The sequence below is a fragment of the Trinickia symbiotica genome (genome assembly GCF_003028655.1).
GTDB lineage: Bacteria > Pseudomonadota > Gammaproteobacteria > Burkholderiales > Burkholderiaceae > Trinickia > Trinickia symbiotica_A.
Genome location: NZ_PYUC01000005.1, coordinates 1 through 11,270, shown reverse-complemented (window position 1 = coordinate 11,270; position 11,270 = coordinate 1). Strand labels below are relative to the sequence as shown.

Here is an 11,270-nt window from a genome sequence, read left to right as displayed (position 1 = left end):
TCGATAGAGCGCTACTTCGTCAGGATGAGCTTGCCCAGGCGCGTTGCTCGCAACTGATAAGTCTCGCCGTTGTGCGTGATCAGCACATGAGTGCGTCCCTGCAACAGCGAGTCACTACGCAAGACGCGCTGTTCGCTCGGGCCCACGCCGGTGCTTGTACTGGCGCTGGCGCTACGAGGCGGTTGCGCCGTGCGCATCTCGCGCGCGGAATCGCGGGCGTCCAGGCGGCGATTCCGCGGCGTGCCGTGAGTGGAGGCTCGCAGCGTCAAAGTGGAAGGGCGGGCGAACTCGGTCATACCGTGCGTTCTCTCAGTCGCGCATCGCGCGGGTGCATTCAATGGACGAATTATAAATGAGAATCATTATCGATTGAAAGAATATTTTCATCGACACGCGCGGCCGATAGGGAAGAACCGTGCATCGAGGGCCGCGCGGGCCCTCAATGTAGCGCTCCTGGCTCCTTGGGGTTCTGCACGGCGTATTGGCGGATGAGGCGCACCGTATCGATGTCGGACTCGCGATAAGCCGACTTCACGATCTCGCTCGTTTGTCTCGCGTCTTCCGTATCGGGAGTGGGAAGCGTCGTCTCGTACTGGAAGCGAAGGAAGAGCTGCACTTCGTCGGGCTGCTCGATCGTCATCGTGAGCGAGCCGCCGACGTGGGCCTCCGTTGCGCGGATGTCGTAACGCACGCTTTCGTTCGGCGTCAGCGTGACGTGATCGCGCACAGTGGCATGGCCATAGTGCAGTTCGCGCTCGAGTGTGTAATCCGTTCGCGAAAGAATCGTGCAGCTGTCGAGCCCGAGCACGAACAGTTGCGGTTGCTCGGCGCGCAGCACGAGCCCTTCCCAAAGCTGTTCGCGCGTCAGTGTCTCGACGAGCGGGTTGAGCGGATCGTTGATTTGAATCAGGTGTTCGAAATTCAATGGAAGACCCTTCCTCTCAAGAAAGCGTCCCTACGGGGATTTTACTTTCCCCAAGGGGACTATCCCCAACGGGACTATCCCAAATGGGACTATCCCCAACGGGACTATCCCCAACGGGACTACCTTCGGGGCGCCTTCGGGGCGCCTTCGGGCGCCGGCTCCGCGCCAAGTTTTGTTGTCTGGAGGCGCTTCAGCGCAGGCTGCGGTCAGGCCGCGGTCGCCGCCGCGGGCGGCACTGCCGCGAGTCCCGTCTCGATACTGATCGGCCCCGTCAGAATCTTGTGAACGGGACACGCGTTGGCGATTTGCAAGAGACGCTCGCGTTGCTCGTCGGACAATGCGCCGTGCAGGACGATCGTGCGGCTGATCTTCGTGCCGTCGTTGCCCGATTCTAGCGACAGCGTGACGTGAACGTCCTCGAGCGGCCAGCCCTTTCGCTGCGCGTACATTTTCAACGTGATCGAGGTACAAGCGCCGAGACCGGACAATAGCAACGACACGGGCGTCGGCCCGAGATCGCCGCCCCCGAGCGAGGCTGGCTCATCGGCATGCCAAAGATGCGTGCCGTCGTTGAAGTCGACTCGATAGTTCGCTGTACCAATCGTTGCGTTGACGATGCGTTCGCTCATGCATGGGCTCCAGTCCGAGGGCGCCTCGACGGCGCGATGCCGGCCGGCCGCGCCAAACGTCGAGCGTAGGCGGAGCCGGTGGCATGAGCGATCATTTTGACGCAATTCGGTCACGTTCGCGCGTCATTGCGGCGAGCGTGGCAGCCGCGGGCGCGGGTTTCGAAGACGAAGCCTGCGGCAGCGCAGTCTCAATGCGCGATGACGCCCATCCGCCCGGACTGATAATCGACAATGGCCTGACGGATCTCGTCTTCGCTATTCATGACGAAAGGCCCGTGCCTGACGACCGGTTCGTTGAGCGGCACACCACCGATGAGCAGAACATCGAGCGGTTTGTCGCCGGCCGCCAGCCGGATTGCGTCACCGTCATCGTCGAATGCGATCATGTGCTGCGGCTGCACGGCTTGCCCGCTCTCACCATAAAGACCGGCGCCGGCGAGCGGATAGGCGAACACCCGAAAGTCGCGCGGCAGGGGATGGATAATGGCCGCGCCCGGTTCGAGCGTGAAGTGCTGATAGAGAATCGGGGTGCGCGTTTCGATGCGGGCCTTTACGCCGAGCGCTTCTCCGGCGATAACTTTCACGCGCACTTTTCCATCGCTTGTCGACGCCGTGGGAATCTGTGCCGAGCCGATCTCCTGATAGCGCGGGGCGATCATTTTGTCGCGACGCGGCAAGTTGACCCATAGCTGGAGGCCGTGAACACGCCCTCCCTCGCGGGCATACACGGGGTCGGGCATCTCGCTATGGACGACGCCGGCGCCGGCCGTCATCCATTGCACGTCGCCTGCGCGCAGCACGCCGGAGTGGCCGGCCGAATCCTTGTGCGCGAAGCTGCCCTCGAGCAGGTAGGTAACGGTTTCGAAGCCGCGATGCGGATGATCGGGGGCGCCTTTGGCCTCGCCCGGCGCATAGTCCACCGGTCCCATTTCGTCGAGCAGCAGAAAAGGATCGAAGTCCATTAACATGCGGGTGGGGAACGGCCGATGGACGATGAAGCCGCCGCCTTCGGTCGTACGAACGGCGGGGAGCGAAAATTTGATGCTGCGGATGCTCGTCATGGCGAAAGTTCCTTGGGCGGTGCGATCATGCTTGAATCGATATGCGGGTGGCCCCAAGGCGAACTTGGCCGCCCCTTTCGGACAGCGAGCGCAGCGGCGTGGGGCCGTTCAATGTGAAACCTATTATATGGACCGGCTCTCCCGCTTCCAGCCATGCCCGGAGCAATGGTTTGTCTCACCGATGGAACGATCACATGCAGTTCGATTCGCATAATCTGAACGACCTGATGTATTTCGCGCAGGTCGTCGAACATGGCGGCTTTTCCGCGGCCGAGCGCATGCTCGGCATCTCGAAGTCGCGGCTGTCGCGGCGGGTGGCCGAGCTCGAAGCGTCCGTCGGCGTGCGCTTGCTGCAGCGTTCGACGCGAAAACTCGCGCTCACCGAGGCAGGGCAGTTGTTCTACCGGCACTGTCAGGCAATGCTCTCCGAAGCGCAGGCGGCGATGAATGCCGTGCAAGAGCTGCGGTCGTCGCCGCGCGGCACGGTCCGCGTGAGCGTGCCGGTTACGCTTTCACAGATACTGCTATCCGAGACGCTGCCGGAGTTCCTGCTTCGGTATCCCGAAATCCGCGTGACGATCCGTGTGACGAATCGCGTCGTCGATCTCTATGAGGACCCGGTCGATGTCGCACTGCGGGTACGCTCCGATCCGCCCGATAGCGCGAATATCGTCGCCAGGCCGCTTTGGCATACGAATCAGATGCTCGTGGCTTCACCTACCTTGCTCAATCAGAACGCGCCGCCGCTCGTGCCCGCCGATCTCGCCAAGTTCGAGACGCTCGATACGCCGAGCGCCGACGGCCGCCATGTTTTCAATCTGATCGGTCCGGACGGCAAACGTTATGTCCACGAGCACGAGCCGCGTGTCATCACCGACGACCTGGCGACGATTCGCGAGGCCGTGCTCGCAGGTGTCGGCATAGCGGCGTTGCCCGAGATGATGTACGGGGCGGCGATGCGCGCGGGGCGGATGTCGCCCGTCATGCCGGGCTGGACGCTGCCATCGCCGAAGCTCTATGCGGCCTTCATCTCGCGCCAGGGGATGGTGCCGGCCGTGCGGGCATTCGTCGACTTTCTCGTCGAAGTGCTCGATCGGGGCGAACAAAGCGCGCTGTCGCGCGAGTGTCCGACGCTCGATCAGATTCGAGCGATTCAGGCCTCCACCGCGGCAACGTGATATCGGTGGAGGCGGGCGCGTTCTCGTTGCCGCAACATCGCTGCTGTCATTTAAGCGCGGCCGGCAATCGATTGTTTCTATGGGCCTTCGCTTGAACGGTCACGCGTGCGGGCCTATATTGAAAACTCGTTCGGATCGGCGTGTCCGGTTCGAACTCCGACGGCTGCTCTTATAGCCAGCCTGATAGGGTGGCTGCGCTGTCCGTGGTCAAACGCGGCTGTCGCATGCGGTGCTCACGCTACCCCGATGGCGGACGAGCCCGCCGCCCGAAGGCGCCGTGTGCGCATGAAAAAAGGCCCTCATCTTTCGATGGGGGCCTTTTACTATGTGGCTCGACTGCGTAAGGCTCCGACTGGCCAGGCCCAGGCCCCGGCGAACTCGGCTACCCCCGAAGGCCGGCTCAACGCTGCGCTTGCGGACGCGGAAAAGTCACGAAGCCAATTTTGGTCAGGCCGCCCGCTTGCGCGGCCGACATGACGTCGGCGACCCGTTCGTAGGGTACCTTTCGATCGGCAGCCAGCCGTAATTCCGGCTGCGGGTTCGCTTGCGCGGCTTGCTCGAATCTCGTACGCAGCGTCGCGTCGTCGATGCGCTCGTCGCCCCAGAAGAGCGATCCGTCGGCGCGCACCGAGACGTCGACTTGTTTCGGCGTTTCGACGAGCTTGCTGCCGCCCGTTTGCGGCAGATCGATCTTGATCGCACGGTGAATGGCCGGCACCGCGACCAGCAACACGATCACGAGTACCAGCATGACGTCGATGAACGGCGTCATGTTGATCTCGTTCATGAGTCCATCGTCTTCGTCGTCGAACTGCTGTATAGCCATCGCTCGTCCCCGACGTCAGTTCGCGCGCGCGGCGAGCCGTAAGCCGCCGGTGCCCGTGGACGCAAGACGCGCACCTGTCACGAAGTACGCGTGCAGGCCATGCGCGAATCGCCGCAAGCTGCCGACGATGACCTTGTTCGAGCGTGTCAGCGCGTTGTAGCCGAGCACGGCCGGGATCGCGACCACAAGGCCGAACGCCGTCATCACGAGCGCCTCGCCGATCGGCCCCGCGATCTGATCGATCGAGGCCGCTCCGCTCGCGCCGATGGATAAGAGCGCGCGATGGATACCCCAGACCGTGCCGAACAGCCCGATGAACGGCGCCGTTGAGCCGATCGACGCCAGCGCGCCGAGCCCGCCTTGAAGATGCGCGACGCGATTTTCCATCGTGTCTTTGAGGCAGCGCGAAATCCAATCCGAAACGTCGAGCTGGTCATGCAGGTGGGGCCGCGTCCGCTTGTGGTGGTCGGCGGCTTCCTGCCCCGCAAGCACCAATGCCAGGTACGGATTGTCATGGGCGGATCGCTGCGTCTCGCCGAGCTTGTCGAGGCCGCTCGCGAAATCGTCGGAATGCCAGAATTCGCGTTCCGCGTTCCTCGAGAGGCGCCTGAGCCGGATGATGTTCCATCCCTTGACGGCCATCACGCTCCAGGAAACCAGCGACATCGTCAGCAATACGATCGCGATCGCGCGCGTGACGAAATCGCCCTGAGCCCAGACGTGGGCCAGACTATAGCTCTGCATTCGATTCCTCTTTTTCTGCTGGTGACGGTTAATCGTCGAGTGCGAACCCGAACGGCTGGGTGTAAGTCACGCGTATCGGCGTGCCGTTTTCGACGTAAGGGCGGCATGAACTTGCGCGCATCGCGGCGAGCGCGGCATCGTCGAGACGCGGATAGCCGCTGCTCTTGGCGAGTGCGACGCTTTCGATCGTTCCTGTCGCGCCGACGACGAACCGCACGTCGGCCGTGCCGGTTTCACCGCGGCGGCGCGATAGCGCGGGGTAGTCGGGCTTCACGATCCGGCAGTCGATGTGCGGAACTGCCTTCGGGGCGGCGATGGCGAGCGTTTCCCGACTGCTGGCGGGTCCCGCCGCGGGCGATTGCGCGGCGGGTTGCTCGGGAGCCTTCGCCGGTTGGCTGCTGGCCGATTCCTGCGCGGGCGCTGCCGTTGGCGCCGGTTCGGGCGAGGTAACGGCTTTCGGCGTGGCCGGTGCGGGTTTGGGTGCGGGTAACGGTCGGGGAGGCGCGACGTGCGGCTCGACCTTTTTCTTGACGACCGGATGGGGGATCGGCTCAGGCGCTGAACGTAGCGCGGGCGGCGCGGGAGCCGCCGCGACGGGCGCGGTTTCCTGACTCAGCAACTGTGCCATAATGACTTTCGATTCTAGCGAGAGGGGCGGCGTTTGCCGCTGCGTCATCTGCATAATCGCAGCGATCAGCGCGATATGGGCGAGCGCAACGACCGCGACAGTCGACGCAATGCGAATGCGAACCGGAGGGAGCGTGGCCGGCGTCATGACGGACGGAGCGTTGAGCGATGGTGGCATATTAGCGCGGACCTCGGTCGCCAGCGCCTGCCGGGCCAAGGAAATCCTCCCGTTTCACGCGCGAAAAATCAGAACCGAGATACATAGCGTCGTCACAAAACCGATGAGCAGTTCCATCTCGACCTCCTCGAGGAAAACGAGCGGCTGCTGGCTGCTTGCGTGACTGGCGCCGACGAAAGGAATAACAGGAAGAGCGGGCAGGCGGAAGCGTCAGGCTGCCTTGCGCTCGTAAAACGTCAAGTGGACCGGGTGAACGGTATCGGGCCGTTCGACGCCGCAGCGCGCTTCGCAGACGCCGCACTGGGCCATGACTTCGCGCACCGACTCCTCGCACTTGCCGCAGCAAGTGGCCACGCCGAGCTCGAATTGAAGCTCATCGAACGTATCGACGCCCTCGGCAATGGAGGCGCGAATCTTCCGGTCGGAAACGGACTTGCAAACGCAGACGATCATGGCTAACGCGATAGCGAACGTTAATGCGAACTATTATCATTTCGATCCGCTCGCTTGGCAAGCCCATTGGCGAAATATTTGCGGTGAGGGTCGATGCGATGCGGCCCTTTATTCGGCGGGGCTGCCCGAGAGCCGGGGAGGCGCAAAAGCCTCCCCGAAACAGAGCCGGATCAGGCGGCCCGCGGCTCGTGCGCCGGCGTTTCGCGCAGCGCGATGTCGACTCGTTCGACGGGGCCGCCGAGCCCGAGCAGTCGCGACGCAAGCTGGAGCAGATGCGCGCCGTCGTTCGTCGAGCAAAGTCGCGGCGGCGGGACGGAATTCGTGCCGGCGGCGGCGAGCAAGCCGTTTGCGCCGAGTACGCGCTCGAGTTGCCGTGCGATCGCGACGCTCGTATCGATGAGCATCACGCGGTCGCCTACGATGTCGCGAATCACGGCATCGAAAAATGGATAGTGCGTGCAGCCGAGCACGAGCGTGTCAGCGCCCGCGGCAAGCATCGGTTCGATGTAGCTCGCGAGCAGCGCACGGACCTGCTCGGAGTCCACGTCGCAACGCTCGATGGCTTCGACGAGACCGTGGCCAGGCTGGCAGAGGAACCGGCAGTCCGCGCCGTGGCGCTCCATCAACGCGCGAAAGCGCTCACTTCGCAGTGTGACCTGAGTGGCGAGCACGCCCGCAACGCGCGTTTTCGATTGAATGGCAGCGGGCTTGATGCCGGGCTCGACGCCGATCACCGGGATGGTCAGTCTTTCGCGCGCGAGCGCGATCGATTCCGCCGTTGCCGTGTTGCACGCGACGACGAGCGCCTTGGCGCCTTGCAAAATCAGCCACTCGCCGATGGCGAGCGTGCGCTCGACGATGAATGCATGATCGCGCTCGCCGTAGGGCGCATAGCGCGAATCGGCAACGTAGACGAGCGCTTCGTCGGGCAGTTGCGCCCGTACGGCGCGCAGCACGGAAAGTCCGCCGAGGCCGGAATCGAATATGCCGACTGGACGAGCCGCCATCCCATTCGCGGAACTAGCGGTGAAAGCCGTGAGCGGGTCGCCGGCGGACCCGTTGACTGGCGCGTCGAGCTCTGAGGCCATGGCTGCGATTATTCTTCCACGCTTCCCATTGCGGACTGCTGATAGTTTTCGAGACCGATTTTATCGACGAGGCCGATCTGCGTTTCGAGCCAGTCGATGTGTTCTTCGGTGTCTTCGAGAATCTCGGTGAAGATTTGGCGCGAAACGTAATCCTGGACCGACTCGCAGTAGGCGATCGCTTCCTGACACGTCGTACGCGAACCCAGCTCGAGCTTCAGATCGCACTCGAGGATTTCCCGCGTATTCTCGCCGATCATGAGCTTGCCGAGGTCCTGCAGGTTCGGCAAGCCGTCGAGAAACAGCACGCGCTCGATCAGCTTGTCGGCATGCTTCATCTCGTCGATCGACTCTTCGTACTCGTGCTTGCCGAGCTTCACGAGCCCCCAGTTCTTGTAGATCCGGGCATGAAGGAAGTACTGATTGATTGCCGTCAGTTCGTTTTTCAGTTGCGCGTTCAGATATTCGATGACTTTCGCGTCGCCTTTCATGAAGTTTCCTTTTTGCATCGTATTGAGGCCGTGATGGGCAACAATAAACCGTGCGACAGCAAATGCCAAGACGACACACGTTTCGTTGGCCGATCGGTCAAGGCAAAGTGGCGGTGCCTGCCCCGGTCATCCGAAAAAACCGGGCCGAGAAGCCCGGTTCCTGCGATGGCGACGTGATCGATACGAGAGCGCCGAGCGATTACGCGGGGACCACCGGCAGCTTGCCGATTTTCGCGCGCCACTCCTTGGGCCCCGTCTCATGGACGGATGTACCCTTCGAATCGACGGCAACCGTGACCGGCATATCCGTCACGTCGAACTCGTAGATCGCTTCCATGCCGAGGTCTTCGAACGCGAGCACCTTGGCGCCGCGGATCGCCTTCGAGACGAGATAGGCGGCACCGCCGACGGCCATCAGATACGCGGCCTGGTGTTTCTTGATCGCCTCGATCGCGACGGGTCCGCGCTCGGCCTTGCCGATCATCGCAATGAGGCCCGTTTGCGCGAGCATCGTTTCGGTGAACTTGTCCATGCGCGTCGACGTGGTGGGGCCGGCGGGGCCGACCACTTCGTCGCGCACCGGATCGACCGGCCCGACATAGTAGATCACGCGATTCTTGAACTCGACGGGAAGTTTCTCGCCTTTCGCGAGCATGTCGGCGATGCGCTTGTGGGCCGCGTCGCGGCCGGTCAGCATCTTGCCCGACAGCAGCAGCGTCTGGCCTGGTTTCCAGCTCGCGACCTCCGCGGGCGTCAACGTGTTGAGATCGACGCGTTTGCTCGTTTCCGTGTCGGCCACCCACTGCACTTTCGGCCAGGCGTCGAGCGGCGGAGCGTCGAGCTTGGCGACGCCCGAGCCGTCGAGCGTGAAGTGCGCATGGCGCGTTGCCGCGCAGTTCGGAATGATCGCGATCGGCTTCGAGGCCGCGTGAGTCGGCGCGGCCATGATCTTGACGTCGAGCACGGTCGAAAGGCCACCGAGGCCTTGCGCGCCGATGCCGAGCGCGTTGACTTTTTCGTAGAGCTCGATGCGAAGCTCCTCGATCCAGTCGCGCGGGCCGCGCGCGATGATTTCCTGAATGTCGATCGGCTCCATCAGCGATTCCTTCGCCATCACCATCGCCTTGTCGGCCGTGCCGCCGATGCCGATGCCGAGCATGCCGGGCGGGCACCAGCCGGCGCCCATCGTCGGGACGGTCTTCAAGACCCAGTCGACGATCGAGTCCGACGGGTTCAGCATCGCGAACTTCGATTTGTTCTCGGAGCCGCCGCCCTTGGCGGCGACCTGCACCTCGACCTTGTCGCCGGGGACCAGCTCGTAGTGGATGACGGCCGGGGTGTTGTCCTTCGTATTCTTGCGCGCACCTTCGGGCGGACTCACGATCGAGGCGCGCAGGACGTTGTCGGGGTTCAGGTAACCGCGCCGCACGCCTTCGTTGATCATGTCGGTGACGCCCATCGTCGCGGGACCGCTCTCGCTGCCCCAGCGCACATCCATGCCGACCTTGACGAACACGGTGACGATTCCCGTGTCCTGGCAGATCGGCCGGCGGCCTTCGGCGCACATCCGGCTGTTCGTCAGGATCTGCGCGATCGCGTCTTTCGCGGCCGGGCTCTCTTCGAGTTCATAAGCGCGGCCCAGTGCCTGAATGTAGTCGAGCGGGTGATAGTAGCTGATGTACTGCAGCGCATCGGCGATGCTTTGGATCAGGTCTTCCTGTTTGATGACTGTCATGGCGAAGATGCTGTGGGGAGGAGAGGCGGCGAATCCCAACGCTGAAAGCGCCCGGAAAGGCGCCAGCGAAGCACAAAAAAGGCGCGCTATTGTACCGCGCCGCGCAGCGATTGATTCGCGAGCCAGGCAAGAGAACGGCGCCCGATGCTGCGGTGCCACATCGATCGTCGCGGCCCGATCGCGCGGCGTGCGTCATCATATCGGCTTCAACCAAGGCATCTGCCAGTACCGGATTCACTTCCGTTTCTCGTTTTTCGTTTATCGATAGGGAGTTCTCGATGTCTGCGATCGAATCGGTCCTTCACGAAAGCCGAATTTTTCAGCCGCCCGCGGAGTTGGCGGCGCAGGCGGCGATTCCTGGCATGGACGCCTACCGCGCGATCGTCGCGCAAGCGGAGCGCGATTACGAGGGATTCTGGGCGAAGCTCGCGCGCGAGACGCTGACGTGGAAAAAGCCGTTCACGAAGGTGCTCGACGAGTCCGACGCGCCGTTTTACAGCTGGTTCGAAGACGGCGAGCTCAACGCGTCGTACAACTGCCTGGACCGCCATGTCGAGGCGGGCCGCGGCGGAGAGACGGCGATCATCTTCGAGGCCGACGACGGCACGGTCACGCGCGTGACCTACGCCGAGCTGCTCGCGCGCGTGTGCCGCCTGGCCAACGCGCTGAAGGCGCGCGGCATCGGCAAGGGCGACCGGGTGGTGATCTACATGCCGATGTCGATCGAGGGCGTGGTGGCGATGCAGGCGTGCGCGCGCATCGGCGCGCCGCATTCGGTGGTGTTTGGCGGGTTCTCGTCGAAGTCGCTCAACGAGCGGCTCGTGGACGTCGGGGCGGTGGCGCTGATCACGGCCGACGAACAGATGCGCGGCGGCAAGGCGCTGCCGTTGAAGGCGATCGCCGATGAAGCGCTGGCGATGGGCGGCTGCGAGGCGGTCAAGAGCGTGATCGTGTACCGGCGCACGGGCGGCGCGGTGCAGTGGAACGGCGAGCGCGACCTTTGGCTGCACGAGCTCGTGGCGCACGAGGCCGACAGCTGCGAGCCGGAGTGGGTGAGCGCCGAGCAGCCGCTTTTCGTGCTCTACACGTCGGGCTCAACGGGCAAGCCGAAGGGGGTGCAGCACAGCACGGGCGGCTTCTTGCTGTGGGCGGCGCAGACGATCAAGTGGGCGTTCGACTGGAAGCCCGAGGACGTGTTCTGGTGCACGGCCGACATCGGCTGGATCACGGGGCACACCTACATCGCGTACGGGCCGCTGGCGCTGGGCGCGACGCAGGTGATGTTCGAGGGCGTGCCGACCTATCCGCACGGCGGGCGCTTCTGGCAGATGATCGAGC

At 63.5% G+C, this 11,270-nt stretch carries 14 protein-coding genes; 3 read left to right on the top strand and 11 right to left on the bottom strand.

Going from position 1 to position 11,270, the window contains the following annotated elements:
- Window positions 1-11 precede the first annotated feature (11 nt).
- The 4 genes from hemP to C9I57_RS10815 form a co-directional block, all read right to left on the bottom strand.
- Complete coding sequence (hemP, locus tag C9I57_RS10830) at window positions 12-296, bottom strand: hemin uptake protein HemP (RefSeq protein WP_107150668.1); 285 nt, start codon at window positions 294-296, stop codon at window positions 12-14.
- Window positions 297-439: 143 nt separating this feature from the next.
- On the bottom strand, window positions 440-925 hold the full coding sequence (locus C9I57_RS10825) for an SRPBCC family protein (protein WP_107150667.1): 486 nt from the start codon (window positions 923-925) through the stop codon (window positions 440-442).
- A 206-nt stretch (window positions 926-1,131) separates the two neighbouring features.
- Window positions 1,132-1,554 carry an OsmC family protein gene (locus C9I57_RS10820; protein ID WP_107150665.1) on the bottom strand — a complete coding sequence of 141 codons (423 nt, stop codon included), beginning with the start codon at window positions 1,552-1,554 and terminating at the stop codon, window positions 1,132-1,134.
- A 188-nt stretch (window positions 1,555-1,742) separates the two neighbouring features.
- Window positions 1,743-2,615, bottom strand: a complete 873-nt coding sequence (locus tag C9I57_RS10815) for a pirin family protein (RefSeq protein WP_107150663.1) — start codon at window positions 2,613-2,615, stop codon at window positions 1,743-1,745.
- A gap of 194 nt (window positions 2,616-2,809) precedes the next feature.
- Between C9I57_RS10815 and C9I57_RS10810 the strand changes: the two genes are divergently transcribed.
- Window positions 2,810-3,793: a LysR family transcriptional regulator gene (locus C9I57_RS10810; RefSeq protein WP_107150661.1), complete on the top strand. Its 984-nt coding sequence runs from the start codon at window positions 2,810-2,812 to the stop codon at window positions 3,791-3,793.
- 400 nt (window positions 3,794-4,193) lie between these two features.
- Here the strand turns inward: C9I57_RS10810 and C9I57_RS10805 are convergent, their stop codons facing one another.
- The 7 genes from C9I57_RS10805 to C9I57_RS10775 form a co-directional block, all read right to left on the bottom strand.
- Entirely contained in the window at window positions 4,194-4,619 is a 426-nt protein-coding gene (locus tag C9I57_RS10805; RefSeq protein WP_107150660.1) for an ExbD/TolR family protein, read from the bottom strand.
- Between the two features lie 15 nt (window positions 4,620-4,634).
- Entirely contained in the window at window positions 4,635-5,363 is a 729-nt protein-coding gene (locus tag C9I57_RS10800; RefSeq protein WP_107150658.1) for a MotA/TolQ/ExbB proton channel family protein, read from the bottom strand.
- A gap of 28 nt (window positions 5,364-5,391) precedes the next feature.
- The gene (locus C9I57_RS10795) at window positions 5,392-6,168 is read right to left on the bottom strand and encodes an energy transducer TonB (RefSeq protein WP_107150656.1); all 777 of its coding nucleotides are present in this window, start codon (window positions 6,166-6,168) and stop codon (window positions 5,392-5,394) included.
- Between the two features lie 210 nt (window positions 6,169-6,378).
- Window positions 6,379-6,621, bottom strand: coding sequence for a (2Fe-2S)-binding protein (locus C9I57_RS10790; protein ID WP_107150655.1), 243 nt, complete (start codon window positions 6,619-6,621; stop codon window positions 6,379-6,381).
- 170 nt (window positions 6,622-6,791) lie between these two features.
- Window positions 6,792-7,628 (bottom strand): glutamate racemase, encoded by an 837-nt coding sequence (gene murI, locus C9I57_RS10785; protein ID WP_219909869.1) that lies wholly within the window; start codon window positions 7,626-7,628, stop codon window positions 6,792-6,794.
- A gap of 89 nt (window positions 7,629-7,717) precedes the next feature.
- On the bottom strand, window positions 7,718-8,197 hold the full coding sequence (gene bfr / locus C9I57_RS10780; RefSeq protein WP_107151035.1) for a bacterioferritin: 480 nt from the start codon (window positions 8,195-8,197) through the stop codon (window positions 7,718-7,720).
- Between the two features lie 199 nt (window positions 8,198-8,396).
- Complete coding sequence (locus tag C9I57_RS10775; RefSeq protein ID WP_107150651.1) at window positions 8,397-9,932, bottom strand: fumarate hydratase; 1,536 nt, start codon at window positions 9,930-9,932, stop codon at window positions 8,397-8,399.
- On the opposite strand from C9I57_RS10775, the gene C9I57_RS10770 reads away from it, so the two are divergent.
- Window positions 9,931-10,200, top strand: coding sequence for a hypothetical protein (locus C9I57_RS10770; protein ID WP_107150649.1), 270 nt, complete (start codon window positions 9,931-9,933; stop codon window positions 10,198-10,200). The two genes, C9I57_RS10775 and C9I57_RS10770, sit on opposite strands and share 2 nt — an antisense overlap.
- A 10-nt stretch (window positions 10,201-10,210) precedes the next feature.
- Window positions 10,211-11,270: AMP-binding protein (locus tag C9I57_RS10765; RefSeq protein WP_107150647.1), on the top strand; the 1,060-nt coding region annotated here is incomplete at its 3' end.